Annotated in this window: 21 protein-coding genes and 1 pseudogene; 10 read left to right on the top strand and 12 right to left on the bottom strand. The window is 62.7% G+C overall.

Annotated elements, in window-relative coordinates:
- Positions 1-40 precede the first annotated feature (40 nt).
- The 8 genes and pseudogenes from IB264_RS07710 (at position 41) to IB264_RS07675 (ending at position 8,747) form a co-directional block, all read left to right on the top strand.
- Positions 41-427 (top strand): nuclear transport factor 2 family protein, encoded by a 387-nt coding sequence (locus IB264_RS07710; RefSeq protein ID WP_057212940.1) that lies wholly within the window; start codon positions 41-43, stop codon positions 425-427.
- Between the two features lie 25 nt (positions 428-452).
- Positions 453-1,850 carry an FAD-binding oxidoreductase gene (locus IB264_RS07705; protein WP_057225532.1) on the top strand — a complete coding sequence of 466 codons (1,398 nt, stop codon included), beginning with the start codon at positions 453-455 and terminating at the stop codon, positions 1,848-1,850.
- 42 nt (positions 1,851-1,892) lie between these two features.
- Positions 1,893-3,668 carry a sulfoacetaldehyde acetyltransferase gene (gene xsc, locus IB264_RS07700; RefSeq protein WP_057210065.1) on the top strand — a complete coding sequence of 592 codons (1,776 nt, stop codon included), beginning with the start codon at positions 1,893-1,895 and terminating at the stop codon, positions 3,666-3,668.
- A 73-nt stretch (positions 3,669-3,741) separates the two neighbouring features.
- Positions 3,742-4,779, top strand: coding sequence for a YeiH family protein (locus tag IB264_RS07695; protein ID WP_025429463.1), 1,038 nt, complete (start codon positions 3,742-3,744; stop codon positions 4,777-4,779).
- Positions 4,779-5,777 carry a phosphate acetyltransferase gene (pta, locus tag IB264_RS07690; protein WP_057225530.1) on the top strand — a complete coding sequence of 333 codons (999 nt, stop codon included), beginning with the start codon at positions 4,779-4,781 and terminating at the stop codon, positions 5,775-5,777. Before IB264_RS07695 ends, pta begins: the two co-directional genes overlap by 1 nt.
- 177 nt (positions 5,778-5,954) lie before the next feature.
- Positions 5,955-7,441: pseudogene (locus IB264_RS07685) on the top strand (nucleobase:cation symporter-2 family protein).
- 204 nt (positions 7,442-7,645) lie between these two features.
- On the top strand, positions 7,646-8,032 hold the full coding sequence (locus IB264_RS07680) for a CidA/LrgA family protein (protein ID WP_057210070.1): 387 nt from the start codon (positions 7,646-7,648) through the stop codon (positions 8,030-8,032).
- Complete coding sequence (locus IB264_RS07675) at positions 8,022-8,747, top strand: LrgB family protein (RefSeq protein ID WP_057210071.1); 726 nt, start codon at positions 8,022-8,024, stop codon at positions 8,745-8,747. Before IB264_RS07680 ends, IB264_RS07675 begins: the two co-directional genes overlap by 11 nt.
- A 22-nt stretch (positions 8,748-8,769) precedes the next feature.
- On the opposite strand, the gene IB264_RS35110 is transcribed toward IB264_RS07675, so the two are convergent.
- The gene (locus IB264_RS35110) at positions 8,770-8,892 is read right to left on the bottom strand and encodes a hypothetical protein (protein ID WP_025429467.1); all 123 of its coding nucleotides are present in this window, start codon (positions 8,890-8,892) and stop codon (positions 8,770-8,772) included.
- Between the two features lie 87 nt (positions 8,893-8,979).
- Positions 8,980-9,702, bottom strand: coding sequence for a hypothetical protein (locus IB264_RS34560; RefSeq protein ID WP_244497505.1), 723 nt, complete (start codon positions 9,700-9,702; stop codon positions 8,980-8,982).
- Here IB264_RS34560 and IB264_RS07665 point away from each other — a divergent pair.
- Positions 9,692-10,939, top strand: coding sequence for an alpha/beta hydrolase (locus IB264_RS07665; protein ID WP_057212955.1), 1,248 nt, complete (start codon positions 9,692-9,694; stop codon positions 10,937-10,939). The genes IB264_RS34560 and IB264_RS07665 overlap by 11 nt on opposite strands.
- Before the next feature lie 252 nt (positions 10,940-11,191).
- On the opposite strand, the gene IB264_RS07660 is transcribed toward IB264_RS07665, so the two are convergent.
- The 6 genes from IB264_RS07660 to IB264_RS07635 all read right to left on the bottom strand — a co-directional run bounded on the left by IB264_RS07660 (position 11,192) and on the right by IB264_RS07635 (position 18,218).
- Positions 11,192-12,373 carry a Gfo/Idh/MocA family protein gene (locus IB264_RS07660; protein ID WP_192433249.1) on the bottom strand — a complete coding sequence of 394 codons (1,182 nt, stop codon included), beginning with the start codon at positions 12,371-12,373 and terminating at the stop codon, positions 11,192-11,194.
- Between the two features lie 343 nt (positions 12,374-12,716).
- Positions 12,717-13,769, bottom strand: coding sequence for a sugar phosphate isomerase/epimerase (locus IB264_RS07655; RefSeq protein ID WP_192433247.1), 1,053 nt, complete (start codon positions 13,767-13,769; stop codon positions 12,717-12,719).
- 144 nt (positions 13,770-13,913) lie between these two features.
- Entirely contained in the window at positions 13,914-14,873 is a 960-nt protein-coding gene (locus IB264_RS07650) for a substrate-binding domain-containing protein (RefSeq protein WP_057224431.1), read from the bottom strand.
- Positions 14,874-14,945: 72 nt separating this feature from the next.
- Entirely contained in the window at positions 14,946-15,950 is a 1,005-nt protein-coding gene (locus IB264_RS07645) for an ABC transporter permease (protein ID WP_025429471.1), read from the bottom strand.
- Between the two features lie 15 nt (positions 15,951-15,965).
- Complete coding sequence (locus tag IB264_RS07640; protein WP_057224429.1) at positions 15,966-17,489, bottom strand: sugar ABC transporter ATP-binding protein; 1,524 nt, start codon at positions 17,487-17,489, stop codon at positions 15,966-15,968.
- A gap of 360 nt (positions 17,490-17,849) precedes the next feature.
- On the bottom strand, positions 17,850-18,218 hold the full coding sequence (locus tag IB264_RS07635) for a hypothetical protein (RefSeq protein WP_057224427.1): 369 nt from the start codon (positions 18,216-18,218) through the stop codon (positions 17,850-17,852).
- 371 nt (positions 18,219-18,589) lie between these two features.
- Here IB264_RS07635 and IB264_RS07630 point away from each other — a divergent pair, with 371 nt between their 5' ends.
- Complete coding sequence (locus tag IB264_RS07630; protein ID WP_192433245.1) at positions 18,590-19,972, top strand: nucleobase:cation symporter-2 family protein; 1,383 nt, start codon at positions 18,590-18,592, stop codon at positions 19,970-19,972.
- Positions 19,973-20,043: 71 nt separating this feature from the next.
- Here the strand turns inward: IB264_RS07630 and IB264_RS07625 are convergent, their stop codons facing one another.
- The 4 genes from IB264_RS07625 to IB264_RS07610 all read right to left on the bottom strand — a co-directional run bounded on the left by IB264_RS07625 (position 20,044) and on the right by IB264_RS07610 (position 23,033).
- Positions 20,044-20,202 (bottom strand): hypothetical protein, encoded by a 159-nt coding sequence (locus tag IB264_RS07625; RefSeq protein WP_164474920.1) that lies wholly within the window; start codon positions 20,200-20,202, stop codon positions 20,044-20,046.
- 82 nt (positions 20,203-20,284) lie between these two features.
- Entirely contained in the window at positions 20,285-20,701 is a 417-nt protein-coding gene (locus IB264_RS07620; RefSeq protein ID WP_057224423.1) for an organic hydroperoxide resistance protein, read from the bottom strand.
- 272 nt (positions 20,702-20,973) lie between these two features.
- Positions 20,974-22,296, bottom strand: coding sequence for a HAMP domain-containing sensor histidine kinase (locus IB264_RS07615; protein WP_057224421.1), 1,323 nt, complete (start codon positions 22,294-22,296; stop codon positions 20,974-20,976).
- A complete protein-coding gene (locus IB264_RS07610; RefSeq protein WP_057207589.1) occupies positions 22,293-23,033 on the bottom strand; it encodes a response regulator in 741 nt (246 codons plus the stop codon). The genes IB264_RS07615 and IB264_RS07610 overlap by 4 nt, the downstream gene beginning before the upstream one ends.
- Positions 23,034-23,051 lie beyond the last annotated feature (18 nt).

The raw sequence follows: 23,051 nt of genomic DNA, 5'->3' as shown, positions 1-23,051 counted from the left end.
GCCCGAAAACATCGCCTGAAACGCTTAGGAAACACAAGCCATGACCGCGACCGACCTATCCGACCTCTTCGACGCCTTCAACCGGCACGACATCGACGGCGTCATGTCCTTCTTCGCCGAAGACTGCGTCTTCAACACTGTGGCCGGCAGCGAAGCGCACGGCACCCGGGTCGAGGGCACTGAGCAGATCGCGACCGCCTTCAGCAGCGTGTGGCAGACGATGCCGGACGCTCACTGGGCCCACCACAGCCATTTCGTCCATGGAGACCGGGCCGTATCGGAATGGACCTTCTCCGGCACGAACGCCGACGGCAGCCGCATCGAGGCCGAAGGCTGCGACCTCTTCACGCTCCGTGACGGCAAGATCGTCCGCAAGCAGGCCTTTCGCAAGAACCGGCCGCTGATTGCGGCCCCCTTCCGCTACTGAGCTCCAGCCAGGCCAGGAAACCGACATGGAACAGCTTGTCAAAACATTGCGGCCGAGCAAGCCCTTCGATCCGGCATACGATCCCAATCGCGCCGCCAATCCCGGCGACGGCAAGGATTATGCGCCGACCTACTGGGTCGCAACCGCCGGACCGCCGCCCGCCGATGATGGTCCCGTGCTTGGCGATATCGACGTCGACGTCGCAATCGTCGGCTCGGGATACACCGGCCTCTCCTGCGCCATCCATCTTGCCAAGGAGCATGGCATCAAGGCGACGGTGCTCGAGGCAAACGGCGTCGCCTGGGGCTGCAGCACCCGCAACGGCGGTCAGGCGCAGATTTCGGCGGGCCGGCTCAAGCGCTCGCAATGGATCGAGCGCTGGGGCGTGGATGTCGCCAGGAAGCTTCACGTCGAGATCAGCGAAGCCTTCGATCTTTTCCGCGACCTCATCCGCTCGCCGGAAATCGCCTGCGACCCGCAGGATGGCGGGCATCTCTATATCGCCCACCGCAACAAGGTGATGCCGTCGCTGGAAGCCGAATCCCGCGTCCTCAACGACGTCTTCGGCTACCGCACCCGCATCCTCGGCCGCGACGAAATCCATCGCGACTTCGTCCGCGACAACGAGGCGGTGGGCGCGCTTTACGAGCCCGACGGCATGGGCATCCATGCGGCCAAGCTCGCCTTCGGCTATCTCACCCTGGCGCGCAAGCTCGGTGCCCGCGTTCATACTTCGAGCCCGGTTCTCAGCTGCGACCGGAAAGGCGGAGTCTTCCACCTTCGCACCCCCGGCGGGATCGTGCGGGCGAGGGCGGTGTGTTTCGCGACGGCCGGCTATACCTCGCCCGGCCTGCATTCGCTGACGAAGCACCGGCTGATGCCGATCCTCTCCAACTCGATCGTCACGCGCGTACTCACCGACGAAGAGCGGTCGGCGTTGAATTTCCAGACGCATATTCCGCTTACCGACACGCGCACGCTTCGCCACTACTACCGGCTGTTGCCCGACGGGCGCGTGCAGATCGGCAGCCGCAGCGCGATCACCGGCAAAGACGCGGTCAACCCAAAACATCTCGACCGTCTGCTCGAGGGCCTCTACCGCAAGTTCCCGGTGCTGACAGGCATCAAGGTCGACTACTCCTGGTGGGGCTGGGTCGATGTCAGTCACGACATGATGCCGCGCATCTTCCGCCCGGATCCGCAACAGGCGCTGTTCTACGCCATGGGCTACGGCGGCAACGGCGTCATGTACTCGGCCCAGGCCGGACGGCGCATGGCGCAGATGGTCGCCGGCAAGGGCGGTGCCCTCGACCTGCCGATCTTCACCTCCCCTCTCCCCAGCCATGGGCTGCTGACGCCGTTCCGGCGCATCGGCCAGTGGGGGATGTACCGCTGGTACTACCTCAAGGACGAAATCCTCTAGCCGCTCGGTCGGCCCCCAACCCAACATGAAAGGAAACAGACAATGAAAATGACGACCGAAGAGGCTTTCGTAAAAGTCCTCCAGATGCACGGCATCGAACACGCCTTCGGGATCATCGGCTCGGCGATGATGCCGGTGTCCGACCTCTTCCCGAAAGCTGGCATCACCTTCTGGGACTGCGCCCATGAAACCAACGCGGCATTGATCGCCGACGGATACACCCGGGTCACCGGCAACATGTCGATGGCAATCGCCCAGAACGGACCGGGCGTCACCGGCTTCGTGACAGCAGTCAAGACGGCCTACTGGAACCATACGCCGATGCTTCTCGTCACGCCGCAGGCGGCAAACAAGACGATCGGCCAGGGCGGCTTCCAGGAAGTCGACCAGATGGCGCTGTTTGAGGAAATGGTCTGCTACCAGGAAGAGGTGCGCGACGCGAGCCGCGTTCCCGAAGTCCTCAACCGGGTAATCGAGAAAGCCTGGCGCGGCTGCGCCCCGGCGCAGATCAACATCCCGCGCGATTACTGGACACAGGTGATCGACGTCGAGCTGCCGAGCATCGTTCGGCTGGAGCGCCCCTCCGGCGGCAAGCAGGCAATTTCAGAGGCAGCAAGATTGCTGTCCGAAGCGAAATTCCCGGTGATCCTCAACGGCGCCGGCGTGGTCATTGGCGGCGCGATCGGCGAATCCATCGCGCTGGCTGAGCGTCTCGACGCCCCGGTCTGCTGCGGATACCAGCATAACGACGCCTTTCCCGGCGGCCATCGCCTCGCGGCAGGCCCGCTCGGCTACAACGGCTCCAAGGCTGCCATGGAACTGATCGCCAAGGCCGACGTCGTACTTGCGCTCGGCACCCGCCTCAATCCGTTCTCGACGCTTCCGGGCTACGGCATCGAGTATTGGCCGAAGAATGCCGCGATCATCCAGGTCGACATCAACTCCGATCGCATCGGCCTGACGAAGAAGGTGACGGTCGGCATCTGCGGCGATGCCAAGCAGGTGGCAAGCCAAATCCTCGATCAACTGTCGCCGTCGGCCGGCGATATCGGCCGCGAGGAACGCAAGGCACTGATCCACACCACCCGCTCGGCCTGGCTGCAGCAGCTGTCGTCGATGGACCACGAGGATGACGATCCGGGCACCGAATGGAATGCCTCGGCCCGTCGGCGGGAATCCGACCGCATGTCGCCACGCCAGGCATGGCGTGCGATCCAGGCGGCCTTGCCCAAGGACGCCATCATCTCCACTGACATCGGCAACAACTGCGCCATCGGCAACGCCTATCCGAGCTTCGAACAAGGCCGGAAATACCTGGCGCCCGGCATGTTCGGACCCTGTGGCTACGGCTTCCCGTCGATCGTCGGCGCCAAGATCGGTTGCCCTGATGTGCCGGTGATCGGCTTTGCCGGCGATGGCGCATTCGGCATCTCGATGAACGAGATGACCTCCATCGGTCGCGCCGGCTGGCCGCCGATCACCATGGTGATCTTCCGTAACTTCCAGTGGGGAGCCGAGAAGCGCAACACGACGCTCTGGTACGACAACAACTTTGTCGGAACCGAACTCAATCCCAACCTCAGCTACGCGAAAGTGGCCGACGGCTGCGGTCTCAAGGGTGTGACGGTCGATACGCAGGCGGGCCTGACGGCCGCCCTGCAGCAGGCGCTCGACGACCAGTCACAGGGCGTGACCACCTTTGTCGAGGTCATCCTCAACCAGGAACTTGGCGAGCCCTTCCGCCGCGACGCGATGAAGAAGCCGGTGCAGGTGGCGGGCATCCAGCGATCGGACATGCGGCCGCAGCAGCACATCTGACATCCAACCCATGCCCGGCTGATGTCGCCGGGCATGGGCCTTAGATTTGGCGCTTTCAGACGGGAAATTTAACATGAATGCGGTATCCGAAACGACGCGGCGGTTCCAATGGCTGCCCTCGGCGCTGTCGACCTATGGTCCTGGTCTGCTGGTGACGGCCGCCGTCGCCATGGCCGCGCAGTTCCTGTCGGATCATTATGGCGCGCCCGCCATGCTGATGGCGCTTCTGCTCGGCATCGCGTTCCACTTCCTCTCCGAGGAAGGCAGATGCGTCGCCGGCATCGAGCTTTCAGCAAAAAAGATCCTCAGGATCGGCGTTGCGCTGCTCGGCATGCGCATCAGCGTCGACCTTCTGATCGGGCTCGGGAGCGGCACCATTCTCCTGCTGGTGGCAGCGATTGCAGCAACGATCCTCTTCGGGCTGGCGGCCGCCAAGATCCTTGGAAGAGGCTGGAGGCTCGCCCTTCTCACCAGCGGTGCGGTCGCGATCTGCGGTGCTTCCGCCGCGATGGCGATTGCAGCCGTTCTGCCGAAGAACGAGTTTTCCGAGCGCAATCTGATCTTCACCGTGCTGTCGGTGACCGTCCTCAGCACCCTGGCGATGATCGGCTATCCCATCCTCGCCCAGTCGCTGGGGCTCGATGCGCGCGGCACCGGCATCTTCTTCGGCGGCACGATCCATGATGTCGCCCAGGTGGTCGGCGCCGGCTTCTCGGTCTCGCCGGAGGCCGGCGAGACCGCAACACTCGTCAAGCTTATCCGCGTGACGATGCTGGCACCCGTTGTCCTCATCTTCTCCATCGCCCTTCGAAACGTCCCCCAGGAAGGCGTGGAGGCCGGCAAGCGCCCGCCCTTGCTGCCCGGCTTTGTGGTCGCCTTCCTGATCCTTGCCGCCATGAACTCCGGCGGGATGGTGCCGGCCGCCGTCGCCGAACTCGGCATGGAGGCATCGCGCTGGGCGCTTTTGGCGGGCATCGTCGCCGTCGGCATGAAGACGTCGCTCCGGCGCGTGCTCGATGTCGGCGGCGACGCAGTCGCGCTCATCGTCGCAGAAACAATCTTCCTCGGCCTCTTCATTCTCGGCGGCATGCATTATCTGGGGCATCTCTAATGAAACCACTCGACCGCATCATCGAAACCGCCAAGCAGGCACCGCGCCACATCGTGCTTGCCGAGGGCGAAGACACGCGGGTGGTCGCTGCGGCCATGCGCGCCCGCGCAGAAGGTCTCGCCGAAATCACGCTCATTGGTCGGCACGAGATCATCGCCGAGCGCCTGCGCGATCACGGCGGCGATGCGCCTGCCTTCCGGATCGAAGACCCGGCGACGTCGCCACTGACACAGCAGTTCGCGTTGCGATATCACGACCTGCGCCGGAGCAAGGGCGTCGACCGAGAGATGGCCGAGAAGGCAGTGCGAGAGGACCTGGTCTTCGCAGCCATGATGGTTCGCGAAGACGAGGCGGACGGCACCATCGGAGGAGCGGTGGCAACAACGGCCGATACGGTGCGCACCTCTCTGCAAATCATCGGCCGTGCGCCTGACGCCGGCCTCGTCTCCAGTTTCTTCCTGATGATGTTGTGCCAGCCGCACCACGCCAAGAAGGGCGCCTTCGTCTTTTCCGACTGCGGCCTCGTGGTCGACCCGGATGCTGCCGGTCTCGCCGATATCGCCCGCATGTCGGCTCGGTCCTATCAGGCGCTGCTTGGCGAACGTCCCAAGGTCGCGATGCTCTCCTTCTCCACCAATGGCAGCGCCGCGCACGACCGCGTCTCCAAGGTGGTCGAGGCGACGCACATTGCCCGCGCCGCCAATCCCGACCTGCTGATCGACGGCGAACTGCAGTTCGACAGCGCCTTCGTCGAGGCCGTATCGTCGTCCAAGGCACCCAATTCGGCGCTGCACGGTCAGGCAAATGTCTTCGTCTTCCCCAATCTCGATGCCGCCAATATCGGCTACAAGATCGCCCAGCGCATCGGCGGCGCGACCGCCATCGGCCCGGTGCTTCAGGGGCTGGCCAAGCCCGCCAACGACCTTTCGCGTGGCTGCACGGCCGATGACGTCTTCCACATGATCGCCGTCACGGTGGTCCAGGCAGCGTCGCGATAGCGGCGGCGCTTGACCTATCGCGATGTCCGTTTCCGGACGCACGGATTACCGCTGCCAAACCGAAAACAACTTCAAATCACCCGCATGCAATGGTGCCCAAGATCTCGGCCTATAATTCGGGCTGCGCGTTTGAGGAGACGCGAAGATTATACAGCACACGCATCTGGGAGGAGACGCATGGATGTTTCGCATCGAAACGATCACATCGAACAAACGATTGAGCGGCCGGAAGACAAGCGCCTGGGCGCAGGCGCAAACCTCGTCTATGGTCTCCAGCACGTGCTCACCATGTATGGCGGCATCGTCGCCGTCCCACTGATCATCGGCCAGGCGGCCGGCTTGTCGCCAGCCGACATTGGCCTGCTGATCACCGCGTCGCTGTTTGCCGGCGGCCTGGCGACTATCCTGCAGACGATCGGCATTCCGTTCTTCGGCTGTCAGCTCCCGCTGGTTCAAGGCGTTTCGTTCGCCGGCGTCGCTACCATGGTGGCGATCGTCACCAGCCGCGAAGGTGGCGGATTGCCAGCGGTGATGGGCGCCGTGATGGTGGCGTCACTCGTCGGCCTGGCGATCACACCGATCTTCTCGCGCATCACGCGGTTCTTCCCGCCGCTGGTCACCGGCATCGTTATTACCACGATCGGCTTGACCCTGATGCCGGTCGCGGCCCGCTGGGCCATGGGTGGCAATCCCAACGCGCCCGACTTCGGCAGCGTCAGCAACATCGGCCTGGCGGCGGTCACTTTGCTCACCGTCCTGCTGCTCAGCAAGGTCGGCAGCTCCAGTATATCGCGCCTGTCGATCCTGCTTGCGATGGTCATCGGCACGCTGATCGCGCTTGCTTCGGGATGACCGATTTTTCCAAGGTCGCCGAAGGTCCGATCCTAGCCTTCCCCTCGCCCTTCCATTTCGGGGCGCCGGTCTTCACGGCCGCGGCGATCGTCTCGATGTTCATCGTTCTCCTGGTCATCCTGGTCGAGACGTCGGCAGACATCCTGGCCGTCGGCGAAATCATCGGCACCAAGGTCGATTCCAAGCGACTGGGCGATGGCCTGCGCGCCGACATGATCTCGAGCCTGTTCGCCCCGATCTTTGGCTCGTTCACGCAGAGCGCCTTTGCCCAGAACGTCGGTCTTGTGGCCGTGACCGGCATCAAGAGCCGCTATGCCGTTGCAACCGGCGGCCTCATTCTGGTGACGCTCGGCATTCTTCCTGTCATGGGGCGGGTGATCGCAGCTGTTCCGCCGGCCGTGCTCGGTGGCGCCGGTATCGTGCTGTTCGGCACGGTGGCGGCGAGCGGCATCCGCTCGCTCTCCAAGGTCGATTATCACAACAACATGAACCTGGTCATCGTCGCCACCTCGATCGGCTTCGGCATGATCCCGATCGCGGCACCACATTTCTACGATCACTTTCCGGCCTGGTTCGAAACCATCTTCCACTCGGGCATCAGTTCTTCCGCGATCATGGCGATCTCGCTGAACCTGCTGTTCAATCATTTCAAGGCCGGCAATTCCGATCAGCAGTCCGTATTCGTGGCCGGCACGGAACGCATCATCCGGTATCAGGATATTTCCGCTCTGCGTGACGGTGACCACTATCGCGACGGGAAGCTCTATGACCGCGATGGCAACGAGGTCCCCATGGCGGTTCCGCACCACTAACGCATGTCGCGCAAAAGTGTGCCGCGGTTTTGCGACCCCGACATGCGAAAGAACAAGAGCTTAGAGCAGCAACGCGCTTTGGGCCATCGCGCAAAATATGCTGTAGGCGTGGCCGAAGGATTTCGGCTACGAAGCATCCATGGATGCGGCTGTGTTGCGGAATACGCCGTGGGGAGATCACCACTGATCATGCGGGAGATGGCGATGGAAGGACTGTTTGTCATACTGCTCTGTCAACTGATCGGCGAGATCGTTGTCAGGACCCTCGACCTGAGCATGCCGGCTCCCGCACTCGGTATCGTGCTCCTGCTTGCCTATCTCTGGTTTGCCGACAGGAGAGCCGGGTCGGAAGATGGCACCGCCCACACCCGGGTCAGCGGCGTGGCCGACGCTCTGCTCAAGAACCTCGGCGTGCTGTTCGTGCCCCTTGGCGTTGGGGTGATGCAGAACTACCGGCTGATCTACGAATATGCCGGCACGATCGTCATCGCCGTCGTGGTGTCGACCCTTATGACTTTGATGGTGACGGTGGGAGCTTTCCTGTTCGCGAGCAGGATGTCGGGCGCAGGAGGGGCTGGCGATGGACACTAGCGGTCGCGTGTTCGAGCTTTGGGTCTATCTCTCGACCAGCCCGCTCACGTGGCTGACCGTGACGATCGGCGCCTATATCGCCGCTCAGCGGCTTGCGGCGCTCAGCGGTTTCAACCCTATCGTCAATCCTGTGCTGATCGCCGTCGTCCTGGTGATCTCGATACTGACTGCCACCGGGACATCCTATTCAACCTATTTCGACGGGGCGCAGTTCGTGCATTTTGCACTGGGACCTGCGACGGTGGCGCTTGCTGTTCCCCTTTACCGGAACCGGACACTGATCCGGCAGAACCTCGTGCCCGTCGTCGTCGCGCTTGTCGCGGGCAGCCTGACGGCGATCGTTTGCGCCACGGGTGTCGCCATCCTGCTCGGCGCACCTGACAGTGTGGCGATATCTCTGGCGCCGAAGTCGGCAACGGCCGGCATCGCCGTCGGCATCTCGCAGCAACTCGGCGGCGACCCGGCCCTGACAGCGCTTCTCGTCATCTTCACCGGCGTGTTCGGGGCAATTATCGTCACGCCGCTGATGAACCTTCTGCGGATCCGGAATTATGCCGCGCGCGGGTTTGCGGCCGGCCTGACGTCGCACGGCATCGGCACGGCACGGGCTTTCCAGGTCAACGAAATTGCCGGGACGTTCTCGGGCCTTGCCATGGCGCTCAACGGCATATTGACCTCAGCCATCGCCGCTGTTGTCCTCGGGGTGCTGCTCTGAGCGCCGCCCTCGGGACAGCCCGTTACCAGAAGGCACCGTAGAAGGTGACACAGCCGACGACACCGAGCACGATCGCCAGGGATGATCGGATCGTGAAATCGAGCAGCCTGAACTGATATCCAAAGCTTCCAACAGATGGCTTCATGGTTTTCTCCCGTGGTTGTCTTCTGAGCGACTGCGTCCCGGGTACCCGGTGATGGAACGTCGAGACGACGCCTATAGGCTTGCGGCCTCAGGCCGACTTTGCGAATCCACCGTCGTGGTGACGGTAGAAAGTCTTTGCTGCGACAAGCAGCGCTTCTTCGTCCAGCGGACGGCGAAACTCGCGCATGAGAAATCGGGCGAGATGCTGGATCTGCTCGCCATCTCTCGGAATGTCGTACTCGATACAGACAGTCTCAAAAACACGCCAAAGCATGCCGATTTCCTCCTTGCTCAAGGCGGCAAGCATCTCGTCGGGAATTCCGCGCATAAGAACCTCGCTCCGTATTCGCGCCGTCCTGCCCGCGAGCAGGGACCGAATTGCTATTGAGGGATCGATAAACGGGCGCGTCGGCGGACCTGCGGTCACCGCCGCAGTGAGAAGCCAGATGAGCCTGAGAATGACGATCGATGGGTAGCCGGTGATTGGGGCTTTACTGAGGTGATCAGCAGGATCGCCGGAATGCGACCATAGATCCACCTGACGAGCGCGACGAACGGCCCCGATGCCCTGGTCAGGCCCTGCCAAAAGATCGAAAGCCCGTCGTCGATACCGGACAAGGTTCGCCCGAAAGTCAGCGCGCGCTATTGCATTGTAACTGCTCCGTGCACTAGCATCCCCGGCATAAGACAGGAAGCCGGCTGGGGACTGCTTGCACTGCGCTTTGACAGGGGGATGGATGAGCAGGAATACTGGCGGCGTGAGGTTCAATTCGCCTCTCGAGCGAATTCGCAGCGGCGCAATGGTTGCCATGCTTGTGTTTGTGCTGGCCGCATGCGGCGGGCATCCGAAGGGCGTGCTGACGCCGGTCGCAGATACAGCCCCGGATTCAAGCCGGGTCAACATGCTGATCACGACGACGCGCAGCCGGTCGGAAAATCCCGGAGAAATGTATAGCGGCGAGCGCGCCCTGGCGCCCACCTTCGTCGACATGACCGTTTCCATTCCGTCAGACACCGTGCGCAAGGCTGGCGAGGTCGCCTGGCCGAAAAAGCTGCCGCCCAATCCGGCAACCGATTTTGCGACGCTGAAGGCGGACGATCTGGACATGGCCGGCGCCAAATCATGGCTGAGCGCGAGTGTGCGCAAAAGTCCTGACAAGAGCGTTTTCGTCTTCGTTCACGGCTTCAACAACCGCTTCGAAGACTCTGTCTATCGTTTTGCCCAGATCGTCCATGATTCCGGCGTCCACAGCGCCCCCATTCTGATCACGTGGCCGTCTCGCGGCAGCCTGCTTGCCTACGGCTACGATCGCGAAAGCACCAACTACACGCGCAATGCGCTCGAAAACCTGTTCCAGTACCTCTACCGCGACCCGGAAGTGAAGGAGGTCTCGATCCTCGCGCACTCGATGGGCAACTGGCTGGCGCTTGAGGCGTTGCGCCAGATGGCAATCCGCAATGGCGAACTGCCCGCAAAGTTCAAGAACGTCATGCTGGCGGCACCCGATGTCGACGTCGATGTCTTCCGCCAGCAGATCGCCGACATGGGCGAGAAGCACCCGAACTTCACGCTGTTCGTATCCCGCGACGATCGAGCTCTGGCAGTCTCGCGCCGGGTCTGGGGCGACGTTTCCCGGCTCGGGGCGATCGATCCGGAGCAGGCGCCGTTCAAGAAGGAGCTCGCGGACAACAAGATCACGGTGATCGACCTGACGAAGATCAAGGCCGGCGACAGCCTCAATCACGGCAAGTTCGCGGAATCGCCCGAAATCGTTCGCCTCATCGGTTCGCGCATCTCCGACGGCCAGACGCTGACAGACAGCCGGGTCGGTCTCGGCGACCAGATCCTGGTGGCAACGACCGGAACGGCCGCGGCCGTCGGCAACGCGGCCGGTCTGGTTTTGGCCGCACCAGTCGCCGTCGTCGATCAGAACACCCGCGACAATTACGCCGAGCACCTCGGCAGTTCGGCTGCGAGAACCAACCGTGCTGCGACGGCGAGCGGATGCGACCCGACGCGACCGACCACGCCGGGATGCAACCGATAAAAGTAGGCTTGGAACCGGCCCCCGCAGCTTGAGGCAAACCTGCTGCGGGGTGCTTCGGCATCAACCCGGAAAGGGCATGCGCGCAACGTCGAGCGCGGCCGTTTGCCTTCCGCCATCCGGAAGTACTTAGAGCATTTCCAGGAAAAGTGCGAAGCGGTTTTCCGTCAGGAAATGCGTAAAAACAAGGAGATAGAGCGTTTCTGTGACTCCGCCTAAACCGGAAACGCTCTAGCCCCCCGGCATGCTTTCCGGCTACACCTTTACCCAGGCGCCATTTCGTTTTGACGACTGGACGCAGGCATCGACGAAGGCCATGCCCTTCATACCGTCGTCGATTGTCGGATAGGTGACGGCGGCATCGATGGTCTCGCCCTTGCGTTTGGCGAAGATCGCCCGGGCCGCTTCGGTGTAGATATTGGCAAACCCTTCGAGATAGCCTTCGGGGTGGCCAGACGGAATGCGGCTGACGCGAGCGGCGGCCGGGCCGGAGCCGGCACCAGCCCGGGTGAGCAGCCGCTTCGGTTCGCCGAACGGCGTGTACCAGAGATAGTTCGGGTCCTTCTGCGTCCATTCGAGCCCACCCTTGGTGCCGTAGACCCGCACCATCAGGCCGTTCTCGTGGCCGGGCGCCACCTGGCTGCACCACAAGAGCCCCTTGGCGCGCTGACCGTCCTTGGCCTTGAAGCGCATCATCACATGGGCATTGTCGTCGAGCTGACGGCCTTCGACGAAGCTGTCGAGGTCGGCGGCAAGTTCCTCGAGTTCCAGCCCGGAGACGAAGGCGCCGAGATTATAGGCATGGGTGCCGATGTCGCCGGTCGAGCCGCCGGCGCCGGAGCGGGCCGGATCGGTGCGCCAGGCCGCCTGTTTCTGGCCCGACTGCTCGATATTCTCCGTCAGCCAGTCCTGCGGATATTCCATCTGCACCAGCCGGATAGCGCCGATGTCGCCATTTTCGACCATCGCGCGCGCCTGGCGCACCATCGGATAGCCGGTGTAGTTGTGGGTGAGCACGAACAGCGCCTCGCTGTCGTCGGCCGCCTTCTTCAGCTTCTTCGCATCCGAAAGCGTCGAGGTCAGCGGCTTGTCGCAGATCACATGGATACCGCGCTTCAGGAATTCCTTGGCGGCGGCATAGTGCACATGGTTGGGGGTGACGATCGCCACCGCCTCGATGCCGTCCTTCAGCTTGGCCTCGCGGATCGCCATTTGCTTGAAGTCGGAATAGACCCGCGACGGATCAAGCCCGAGCTCGCGGCCGGAGCTTTCGGCCTTGTCCGGCGTCGACGACAGGGCGCCGGCCACCAGTTCGTAGTGATCGTCGAGCCGGGCGGCGATGCGGTGCACCGCGCCGATGAAGGCGCCCGAACCGCCGCCGACCATGCCGAGCCTGATCCGCCGCTCGCGCTTCTCGCTCGTTCCCTCGATTGCCATCGTTTTGTCTCCCTGTTCTGAACCTGCTCTATCGTCTCGTTGTCATCGTCGTGCGGCTGCCCCTCATCGGCCTGCCGGCACCTTCTCCCCGCCGGGCGGGGAGAAGGAATATGCGGCACCCGCTCGCACCACCAGCCAAGACAGCAGCGCCAGCGTCAGCTCACATCCCCTCCTCCAGCAGCTGGCAGAAGGGCGATCGCGACGGCGTTTCCTCTCGCTCGGCAGCACCGTGTGGCACGTCCCCTCTCCCCGCTTGCGGGAGAGGGTTAGGGTGAGGGGCTACGGCCGGGCGCACACTGCGGCCATCGCCGGGCAGGCGCCACCGTTGGCTCTATACCGTGCCTCAGATCCCCAGCAGGCGCCGGTTGGCGGCCTCGTCGGTGCCGCCGTCGGCAAAGTCATCGAAGGCCTTTTCGGTAACCCGGATGATGTGGTGCCTGACGAACTCGGCGCCTTCGCGCGCGCCGTCTTCGGGATGCTTCAGACAGCACTCCCATTCCACCACCGCCCAGCCGGAAAAATCATTGGCCGCCATCTTGGAAAACACCGCGCCGAAATCGACCTGGCCGTCGCCGAGCGAACGGAAGCGCCCGGCCCGGTTGACCCAGCCCTGGTAGCCGCCATAGACGCCCTGCCTGCCGGTCGGGTTGAACTCGGCATCCTTGACGTGGAACATCCGGATGCGATCCTTGTAGATGTCGATGTTGTCGAGATAGTCGAGGCACTGCAGCACATAGTGCGAGGGGTCGTAGAGCATGTTGGCGCGGGCATGGTTGCCGGTGCGCTCTAAAAACATCTCGAAGGTGATGCCGTCGTGCAGGTCCTCGCCCGGATGGATCTCGTAGCAGATGTCGACGCCGCAATCCTCGGCATGGTCGAGGATCGGTTTCCAGCGCCGCGCCAGTTCGTCGAAGGCGGTCTCGACCAGACCGGCCGGCCGCTGCGGCCAGGGATAGACGAACGGCCAGGCAAGCGCGCCGGAGAAGCTCGCCATCGCATTAAGCCCGAGGTTCTTCGACGCCGTCAGCGCCAGCTTCACCTGCTCGACCGCCCATTGCTGCCGTGCCTTCGGGTTGCCGCGCACTTCCGGCACGGCAAAACCGTCGAACACCTCGTCATAGGCCGGATGGGTGGCGACCAACTGGCCCTGCAGATGGGTCGACAGCTCGGTGATCTCGACGCCGTTGTCGCGGGCAATGCCGGCAAGCTCGTCGCAATAGGCCTTTGACGTCGCCGCCTGCTGCAAATCGATCAGCCTGGTATCCCAGGTCGGCACCTGCACGCCCTTGTAGCCGCAATCGGCAGCCCACTTGGTGATCGCCGCAAACGAGTTGAACGGCGCCGCATCCCCGGCAAACTGCGCAAGAAACAGACCGGGGCCCTTAATCGTTTTCATGATTTTTCCTCGTCTAAGCTGCCGTGACCGGATCGATGTCACGCTGAAGAGGCGCCGGACACAGGGTTGGCCAAGCGCGATTGTGACCTGAAAAATGAGTGCGAAAGGAAAAGGCGCGCCCGACCGATGGGCGCGCCTGGCTTATCAGAACGGAGAATCCGGGAAGTAGAACTGCTCGGCATTGTCCTTGGTCACCAGCGTGGCGTCGAGGATGTATTCGCCGCTGACCGGGACCTGGTCGTAGAACTTGGCAGCGGTCAGCTGCATTGCGGTTGCGACCATCGCCGGCGGATAGAGCACGTCGACCGGAACCATCTTGTCGCCGTCCATGACCTTCTTGATCATGTCCTTCGAGCCGGCACCGGCAACGATGTACTGGATATCGGTGCGCTTGGCCTGGCCGATGGCTTCGAGAACGCCCACGGCCATGTCGTCATCCTGACACCAGACCACGTCGATCTTCGGATACTTCGTCAGGTAATCCTGCATGACGCGGAAGGCGTCGTCGCGGTTCCAGTTGCCATACTGGCGGTCGAGAACCTTGACGTTGGAACCGGCGATGCCCTTGTCGAAACCGTCCTGGCGCTGCTGGTCGATCGGGATCGGCAGACCGCGGATGACGACGACTTCGGCATCCGGCGTCGTCTTCTTGATGTATTCGCCGGCGACCTGGCCGAGCGCCGGGTTGTTGCCGGCGACATAGAGATCGCGGATCGAGCTGTCGTTGACCGACGGCGCGCGGTCGACGAGCGCGACGAAGGCGCCGGAATCCTTGACCTGCTGGATGGCGTTGACGAGCGGATCGGGATCCGACGGCAGGATGACCAGCGCATCAAGCCCCTGGACCGCCAGGTCCTGCACGGCGTTTGCCTGGGTGGCTGCATCGGGCGATGTCTTGACGATGACGTTCAGGCCCGGATGCTCCTGCATCAACAGCTTGGCAACGCGTTCGGCGTGGAAGACGACGCCGGCCGTCCAGCCATGGTCGGCCGCCGGGATCGAGACGCCGATCGTCACTTTCTTGTCCTGTGCAAAGGCGCCCGGTGCAGCGCCTGCAAATGCCGCCACGGCGGCGACGGCCAGGCCGATAATTTGTTTACGCATAGTCTCCCTCCCAAGAGTTCCACGGGGCTCGATTGCAATGAAACCGGGCTCGCCCCAACGGCCCGGCCAATCTCACGTGCGGCGCATCAGCGAGCGCTGCACCAGCATGGCGATGATGATGATCGCGCCCTGGATGGCGCCGATCAGGTATTCGCTGACGAAGTTCGAAAGCAGCATGATGTTGCCGACGATCTCCAGGATGAAGGCACCGCAGACCGTGCCCCAGACACGTCCGACGCCGCCCCTCAGAGCCGTTCCGCCGACGACTACAGCGGTGATCGCCTGTAGCTCCCAGAGAATGCCCGTCGTAGCCGATGTGGAGCCGAGGCGTGGCACATAGAGCAGCACGGCGACGGCGACGCAGAGGCCCTGGATCACATAGGCGATGGTGCGAACCTTATTGACCGAGATGCCGGAGTAACGGGCCACGTCCTCGTTGGAGCCGACCGCAATGACGTGACGGCCATAACGCGTGCGATAGAGCACGAAGGCAGCAATCGCGGCCGTCACGAAGATGATGATGATTGGCACGGGAACACCGGCGACCGATCCGAAATAAACTGGCCGGTAGATCTGCTGCAGTTCGCGGTCCTGTAGGGTGATCGCGCCACCTTGCGACAGCCAGGTGGTCAACCCGCGATAGATGCCCATGGTGCCGAGCGTGGCGATGAAGGGTTCGATCCGGCCGAGGGTGGTGATGAGCCCGTTGACGAGCCCGCAGGCAGCCCCCAGCACCAGCGCCAGGATCGCGGCGCAGATCAGCATCAGCACGGGGTCGGCAATGACGCCGCTGTTGATGAACAGGATCATCAGGCTGGCGACGAAGGCGACCATCGAACCGACGGACAGATCGAGCCCGCCGGAGGAGATCACGTAGGTCGCACCCAGCGCGATGATGGCGATGAAGGCGCTGCGGGTGATGACGTTCAACAGGTTGGCGACGGAGATGAAATTCGGGTTGGCGAAATAGCCAAGGATGAGCAGCAGTGCCAGCGCGACAAAGGGGGCGATCGCCGCCATGTCCCAGTCTCGCGAGGTTCGCGGCGCCTTCTGCGTTTCGGTTGCAACATTCGTCATGATCGTCTCCCGCGCTTACGCGGCCTCCCCAGTATTGGCGCCTGTCGCAAGAACGACGATCTCGTTTTCGTTCATCTTCTCTCCCGTAACTTCGCCGACGATATGGCCCTCCCGCATGACCAGGATGCGATCGGAGATGCCGATCAGCTCCGGCATTTCCGAGGAGACGACGATGATCGACCGCCCCTCCTCTGCGAGCTTGGCGATGAATTTGTAGATCTGCTCCTTGTTGCCGATGTCGATGCCGCGCGTCGGCTCGTCGATGATGACGATCTCCGGATCGAGCATCATCATTTTGGCAAGCAGCAGCTTCTGCTGGTTGCCGCCGGACAGCTGCCCGGCAAGGATATCCTTGCGGCCGGTTCGGATGTCGAACTCGCGGATCGCCCCGTCGAGCGCGTCGGCTTCCTTCTTGCGGTCGATCTGCAGGGTTTTGACGAAGCGGGACAGCGACGCGAGCGTCAGGTTGACCCTCAGATCCTTGGTCAGCAACAGGCCCTTGCCCTTTCGGTCCTCGCTTAGATAGACCAATCCGGCCTTGAGGCTCGCCTCAACGCTGGAGAAATTCACCGCATGGCCGTGATGCCTGATCCGGCCATGGCCCGGACGAAGCCCGGCGATGCCTTCCATCAACTCGGTGCGGCCGGCGCCGACAAGCCCGGCAAAGCCGAGGATCTCGCCCTTGCGCAATTGAAAGGTGGCGTTGCGCGCAAAGCCCGGTACCGAAAAATCTTCGATCTCGAGCACGACGTCGCGCGCGGGCCCACCGTGGCGTTCGGGATAGAGTTTTGCGACATCCCGCCCGACCATCAGCCGCGCCATGTCGGCCGGCTGCAACTCGGCGGCATCGTGGGCGGCCACGACCCGGCCGTCGCGCAGCACCGTCACCCGGTCGGCGATCTCCTTCACCTCCGGCAGACGGTGCGAAATGTAGAGAACGCCGACGCCCTTGGCGCGGATATCCTTGATGACCTTGAGCAGTGCGTCCGTTTCATGCGGCGTCAGGGATGCCGTCGGCTCGTCGAAGATCACCACCCGGTGCGGCACCAGCAGCACCCGCGCGATCTGGACCAGCTGGCGCTGAGCGATCGACAGACGGCGTACGATGGCCCTCGGGTCGATATCGGCACCGAGATCACGGATCGCTCTGGCCGCACCATCGTTCATGGCCCGGTCGTCGACGGAAAGACCCTTGCGCAGTTCGCGACCGAGATAGATGTTCTGCGCCACCGTCAGATCCGGCGCGAGCAGGATTTCCTGGTGGACAAGGACGATGCCGGCTTGCTCGGCATCGACGGGGCCGGAAAAGCTCACCGGCCTTCCATCGATCGCCAGCTCGCCGCGTGTCGGCAAATGATTGCCGGCCAGGATCTTCATCAGCGTGGATTTGCCGGCACCGTTTTCGCCGATGATGGCGTGGACTTCGCCGGGCCGCACGGACACATCGATGTCGCGCAGCACCTCGACGATGCCAAACGTCTTGGAAATGCCCCTCGCCTCGAGGACGGGTGGCGCACTCTGGGATGCCGCAGCCGTCATGTGGCGACCGCAATCGTCAAGCCAAGCCCCATAGGGTCGGCCGCCACGCCCCGTGCTCGGGCACGAACGCAACGAAACAATGTCATAAGAACTCCTCCGGAAGTACTGCTAACCCATTTTCTGAGGTACGTAAATCAGAATTTGTTTTTTAGCCTGTTGATTTCGAACGGCGAGGCCAAAAGCCAAAGAGAGAGCCCCGAGGCAGCGCAGCGTCAGCACGGACGATCGGTTTTAGGAAGAGAGAAGCTCAGCCGCAGCCGACCCGATACGGGGCTCCAGACAGACGGACAGGCGACATTCGCGAGTGGAGTCAAAGGGCGGCATCTGGCGCACACGCCGCATGGCCGGATACGCGTGCGCCTAGAAGCGCGAGAAGCCTTTCAGCGGTGGCATGATCATGCCACGTCCGTCACCCATGAACTGGGACACGCCTCTCGCCACCTCCTCGCTCGGATCGCCGTAGACTTCGAATTTTTCGACGGTGCAATGCGCAGACACGCTCTGAATATGCGCATCCGACATCTGCCAGTGGCGCAGGACATCGGCGGAATTTCGGTAGAGCTGGTAGCTGACCGCCCGCATTTCTGTCTCGTCGATGAACGTGCGGACCATCAATTGCGGAGCGTTCTCTTCCACGAAGTCGACCGCTGCCCGCACCGCTTCACGGAAGGGCTGCAGATGCCCGGCTTTGATCTTCATGACATTTCGAAAGAGCAATTGGTCGGTCATCATGCTTCTCCATAGCGCTGTACGGAGTGCCTTATAGAAACTCAAGCATAGTTGAGGTCAATGGGCGCGATCTGTCGACGGCAAGATCTTGCATCAGACTTGGGTCTTGCAGGGCGGGCCGGCGGCACGCCGCATGATTGCGCTGAGCACCAGCGAAACAGCTTCACGTATTTCTTGTGAATGAGAAACGTCGAATTCAGCTAGCTTTCGCCGCGCACCCAACGTTGGAGGACGGCGGGCGCCGCACCGAATGTTTCGAGACATTCGGCGATCGACAAGGGAGGAACAATGTCGAAACTTTCAGCCGACCGACGGACTTCGAAATCGCGCACGCCGAACCTGCTCGGGACCCTGACCATGGGTCGACGCACATGAACATACACAATCCCACCGCCGCGCCGACGCGGCCGACCGAACTCGTGCTCGGCCTCGACGATCGCCCCTCGCCGCCGATCGCCTTTCTTGCAGCGCTGCAGCATTTGCTGGCAATCATCGTGCCGATCGTCACGCCAGGCCTGCTGATCTGCCAGGCACTCGGTGTCTCTCTTCGCGACACGAACATGATCGTGTCGATGTCCTTGGTCATCTCGGGGATCGCAACCTTCGTTCAATGTCGCCGTTTCGGCCCGCTCGGCGCGGGCCTGCTGATCGTTCAGGGAACAAGCTTCAACTTCGTCGGCCCGTTGATTGCCGGTGGTGTGTTGATGGTGAAGCAGGGGACGCCGGTCGAAACCGTGATGGCGTGCATATTCGGCGTCGTCATCGCCGGCTCCTTCATCGAAATGGGCATTTCGCGCGTGCTGCCCTTCGTCAAGCGCCTGATTACCCCTCTCGTCACCGGCATCGTCGTCCTGATGATCGGCCTTACCTTGATCAAGGTCGGCCTGATCAGCATGGGCGGAGGTTTTGCCGCAATGTCGCAGGGCACCTTTGCCAACGGCGAAAACCTGCTGCTGTCAGGCGTCGTGCTTGGGCTTACCATTGCGCTCAACCGCATTCCGGTCGTCTGGGTCCGCAGTAGCGCCATCATGCTGGCGCTCGCCGCCGGTTATCTGCTGGCGGCATGGATGGGTCGCCTCGACTTTGCCGGCGTGCATCAGGCAGCCTGGTTCCAGGCGCCGGTGCCGTTTCATTTCGGCGTCGACTTCTCGTGGTCGCTGTTTGCGCCGATGGTGGTCATCTATCTCGTCACGTCGCTTGAGGCGATCGGCGACATCACCGCCACCAGCAAGATCTCGCGCCAGCCGATCGAAGGTCCGCTTTGGATGGAGAGGATCAAGGGCGGCGTTCTCGTCAACGGCGTGAACTCGCTGCTGGCGGGCATCTTCAACACCTTCCCAAGCTCGGTGTTTGCGCAGAACAACGGCATCATTCAATTGACCGGCGTCGCCAGCCGTCACGTCGGCATCTACATCGCCGCCGCGCTGGTCCTGCTCGGGCTGTTCCCGACGGTTGCCGGCGTCATCCAGGCCGTGCCGGAACCGGTCCTCGGCGGTGCCGTCATCGTCATGTTCGGCGCGGTTGCCGCCTCCGGCATCAACATCCTCGCCGGCGTTCATCTGGACCGCCGCACGCTTCTGATCATCGCCATCTCGCTTGCCCTCGGGCTCGGCGTCTCTCAGGTTCCCGAGTTCGTCACGCATATGCCCCGGGCGCTCGCGGACGTACTGGAATCGGGCGTGGCAACCGGCGGCATCTGCGCGGTCTTCCTCAACTGGCTTCTGCCCGAGCGCCAGGAAGAAGTCATCGACTGACAACAAGGGGATCGCCACCCCAACCGGCCCCGCTCGCACGAGCGGGGCCGGTTGGGGTCACCTTCGAGAGGTCAGTGCCTGCTCGGCGCGAAATTGACGGTGGCACCCTCAATCGTGGAAGCCGCAGCAAACAGGCCTATCAAGGGCGAAGGTTCTTGCGAGCTCACATCATAGATACACGGTGCTGCAAAAACCGCCGCTCCAAGTGCGATGATGATCATCAGCTTCATTGGATCCTCCGATGGCGATGCGCAAGCATCGCCCATTCCATTTCCATGAAAGCTCGCCGCGACGCGGCGAGCTTTCATCGTTTTAGGCGACCGTCAACTCGACGTTGATGTTGCCGCGGGTCGCCTTCGAATAGGGGCAGGTCTGATGCGCCTCTTCAACTAGGGCTGTCGCCAGTTCCCGCTCGATGCCGGGCATGTTCACCTTCAGCCGCGCCTGGAGCAGATAGGCGCCGTTGGTCGATCCGAGATCAACCTCGGCAGCCACGGAGAGATCTCCAGGAAGCTTGACGTCGCGCTTTCCCGCCGCTTTACCGATGGCGCCGATGAAACAGGCCGACCATGCGGCCGCAAAGAGTTGCTCGGGATTGGTCCCGGCATGGGCGCTTCCCGGTGGCGAGAGCTTGACATCCAGCCGCCCATCATCACTGCGTGCGGCGCCGTCGCGACCGCCGCTGGTATGCGTCCTGCCGGTGTAGAGAACCTTGTCGACCTGTGTCATGGAACACTCCGTTATTGTGTCGCCCCTGGCGACTGCGTTGACGGAGAGAAATTTGACCGGCGGAGGTATCCGGCATGTTTCCGAAACAGCCGGAAATGTACCAAAGCGTAGCGGTGGTCGCTCCGGACACCTACTGCATGGCTCCTTAAATCCTATTCGATTTGAGGATAAAACATGCAGTAATTCAAAGTGCTACAGCGACCTTTGCGCGTCTGATAAGACGCGCGGCGCTGTAGAGCTACAAACCGCTTCGGCGAACTTTGACCGCGATATCAGCGGATGACGACCTCCGCCGCCAAACCGCCGCCGGCGCGATTGTAGAGCCGCACCGAGCCGCCAATGGCCCCTGCCAGTTGCTGGGCGATCGCAAGTCCGAGCCCGGTGCCGCCCGTCTCCCGATTGCGGGATTGCTCGAGCCTGAAGAACGGCTGCATGGCAGCCTCGAGCATGTCGTCCGGAATGCCCGGCCCCCGATCCAACACCGTGATGGCGACCTCGCCATTTTCCCGTCGCTCGACACTGATCTCGGCAGCGCCGGCAAATTTCAGCGCGTTGTCGATGAAGTTGGAGAGGATCCGGCGCAACGCAAGCGGCTTGACGGGTATTGTCCCGTCAACGGCACTGACGACGGCCACGGACTTTCCGGTGTCCTGATAATCATAGGCCAGGCTGTCGATAAAGGATGCGAGGTCGATGCGGGAAGTCTTCTCGACATTGCCGTGCGCACTTCGGGCGTAAGCAATACCGTCCTGAACCAGTCGTTCGATCTCGCGGAGATCCTGCACCAACTTGTCCCTTTCAGGCGTTTCATCCGCCATGTCGGCGCGAAGCCGCATGCGCGTGATCGGCGTCTGGAGATCGTGGGAAATGGCGGCAAGGATCTGCACGCGCTCTTCGAGATAGTGGGCGATCCTGTCGCGCATGGCATTGAAGGCCCGGGCGGCATGCGCGACTTCGCGTGGGCCGGTCTCGCTCAACGGCGCGGCCTTCCTGTTCGGGTCCAGCGCATCGGCGGCAGCGGCAAGGTCGCTCAAAGGGCGGATGACCTGATGCACGGCAAACCAGACGCAAAGGAGCAGAAGCGCCATCTGGGTCGCCAGCACGTAAGGCAGCCATTCGGCGATCGGCATGACGCCCCGTGGCGTCACGTCTATCGTCAGGGGCGCGCCGTCGCTGAGCGTCAGGTGGGCCTGCAATCTCTTGTCGTCACCTGGGATCGCCTCCACGTGCAGCGGAAAGCGATGCCCGGCCGCCTCCTCGATCTTGGTAGCGATCTCCGCACCACGGGTGGTGAGATCCGGCACGCCGGGAAGGCCGGGCCCCAGCACGAAACGATAGCTGCCGCGGCTGAGACGACCGAGCCAAGCCGCTCGCTCGCTCGCCGGCAGCCGATCGAGAATGGCAATCGATGTGGCAACATCGGTTTCGAGCGTGCCGAGCATGACTGCCTTCGCCGACATGTAGCGTTCGAGAAACAGGACGCTGAAAGAAAGGCCATAGGCGATCGCGAGACCCAGGAGGAGAACGAGAAAAAGCCGAGCGCGTAAGGTGCTCGGCCAATACCAACTTGCAGCCGATGTGACGCCCAAGCTCATTGCCTGGGCTCCGAGATCTCGACCGGAACGGAAAAGACGTAACCTTCGCTGCGCAGCGTCTTGATGTAGGTCGGCTCACGCGCATCGTCACCGAGCCGCTGGCGCAGACGGCTGACGAGAAGATCGATCGAGCGATCGAACAGCTCGGCGTCGCGCCCCTGGGTCAGATTGAGAAGCTGATCACGGTTGAGCACGCGCTGCGGATGATCGATGAAGACACGCAGCAGCCGGTATTCGGCACCACTCAAGGCGATCTCCGTGCCCTGCCTGTCGAGAAGGCGGCGGCCGACCGTGTCGAGCTGCCAGTCGCCGAAGGTCAGCAATTGACCCGCCTCAGTGATCTGCAGGTTCGGAGGCAGCATTCGGGTTCGGCGCAGCACCGCCTTGATGCGTGCCAAGAGCTCGCGCGCAGCAAATGGCTTGGGCAGATAGTCGTCCGCTCCCATTTCCAGGCCGATGATCCTGTCCATCTCATCGCTGCGAGCCGTCAGCATCAGGATCGGCGTCGCCTTGTGCTTGCCGGCGCGCAGCTCCCGGCAGAGGACCAGTCCGTCGTCGCCGGGCATCATCACATCGAGCACGATCAGATCGACGGTGTTGGCTTCCAGAAAGGCGCGCATCTGGCGGCCATCCGCGGCAACGGCCGTGCGCAGCCCGTTCTTCCTTAGATAGCTCGACACCAGCTCGCGAATTTCGCGATCGTCGTCGACGATCAGGATGTGATCGACGTGTTCCATATCCGACTTCCCACTCCC

Origin of the sequence: Ensifer sp. ENS11 (assembly GCF_014851895.1) — a bacterium.
Lineage (GTDB): Bacteria > Pseudomonadota > Alphaproteobacteria > Rhizobiales > Rhizobiaceae > Ensifer > Ensifer canadensis.
Note: the sequence above shows the minus strand (reverse complement) of the source record. Positions and strands in the feature narration are given on the sequence as shown.

Excerpts from the sequence above, each read along its gene's own strand:
- IB264_RS07710 (WP_057212940.1), top strand. The coding sequence starts at position 41 with ATGACCGCGACCGACCTATCCGACCTCTTCGACGCCTTCAACCGGCAC.
- IB264_RS07705 (WP_057225532.1), top strand. The coding sequence starts at position 453 with ATGGAACAGCTTGTCAAAACATTGCGGCCGAGCAAGCCCTTCGATCCG.
- xsc (WP_057210065.1), top strand. The coding sequence starts at position 1,893 with ATGAAAATGACGACCGAAGAGGCTTTCGTAAAAGTCCTCCAGATGCAC.
- IB264_RS07695 (WP_025429463.1), top strand. The coding sequence starts at position 3,742 with ATGAATGCGGTATCCGAAACGACGCGGCGGTTCCAATGGCTGCCCTCG.
- pta (WP_057225530.1), top strand. The coding sequence starts at position 4,779 with ATGAAACCACTCGACCGCATCATCGAAACCGCCAAGCAGGCACCGCGC.
- IB264_RS07680 (WP_057210070.1), top strand. The coding sequence starts at position 7,646 with ATGGAAGGACTGTTTGTCATACTGCTCTGTCAACTGATCGGCGAGATC.
- IB264_RS07675 (WP_057210071.1), top strand. The coding sequence starts at position 8,022 with ATGGACACTAGCGGTCGCGTGTTCGAGCTTTGGGTCTATCTCTCGACC.
- IB264_RS35110 (WP_025429467.1), bottom strand. The coding sequence starts at position 8,892 with ATGAAGCCATCTGTTGGAAGCTTTGGATATCAGTTCAGGCTGCTCGAT.
- IB264_RS07665 (WP_057212955.1), top strand. The coding sequence starts at position 9,692 with ATGGTTGCCATGCTTGTGTTTGTGCTGGCCGCATGCGGCGGGCATCCG.
- IB264_RS34560 (WP_244497505.1), bottom strand. The coding sequence starts at position 9,702 with ATGGCAACCATTGCGCCGCTGCGAATTCGCTCGAGAGGCGAATTGAAC.
- IB264_RS07660 (WP_192433249.1), bottom strand. The coding sequence starts at position 12,373 with ATGGCAATCGAGGGAACGAGCGAGAAGCGCGAGCGGCGGATCAGGCTC.
- IB264_RS07655 (WP_192433247.1), bottom strand. The coding sequence starts at position 13,769 with ATGAAAACGATTAAGGGCCCCGGTCTGTTTCTTGCGCAGTTTGCCGGG.
- IB264_RS07650 (WP_057224431.1), bottom strand. The coding sequence starts at position 14,873 with ATGCGTAAACAAATTATCGGCCTGGCCGTCGCCGCCGTGGCGGCATTT.
- IB264_RS07645 (WP_025429471.1), bottom strand. The coding sequence starts at position 15,950 with ATGACGAATGTTGCAACCGAAACGCAGAAGGCGCCGCGAACCTCGCGA.
- IB264_RS07640 (WP_057224429.1), bottom strand. The coding sequence starts at position 17,489 with ATGACGGCTGCGGCATCCCAGAGTGCGCCACCCGTCCTCGAGGCGAGG.
- IB264_RS07635 (WP_057224427.1), bottom strand. The coding sequence starts at position 18,218 with ATGACCGACCAATTGCTCTTTCGAAATGTCATGAAGATCAAAGCCGGG.
- IB264_RS07630 (WP_192433245.1), top strand. The coding sequence starts at position 18,590 with ATGAACATACACAATCCCACCGCCGCGCCGACGCGGCCGACCGAACTC.
- IB264_RS07625 (WP_164474920.1), bottom strand. The coding sequence starts at position 20,202 with ATGAAGCTGATGATCATCATCGCACTTGGAGCGGCGGTTTTTGCAGCA.
- IB264_RS07620 (WP_057224423.1), bottom strand. The coding sequence starts at position 20,701 with ATGACACAGGTCGACAAGGTTCTCTACACCGGCAGGACGCATACCAGC.
- IB264_RS07615 (WP_057224421.1), bottom strand. The coding sequence starts at position 22,296 with ATGAGCTTGGGCGTCACATCGGCTGCAAGTTGGTATTGGCCGAGCACC.
- IB264_RS07610 (WP_057207589.1), bottom strand. The coding sequence starts at position 23,033 with ATGGAACACGTCGATCACATCCTGATCGTCGACGACGATCGCGAAATT.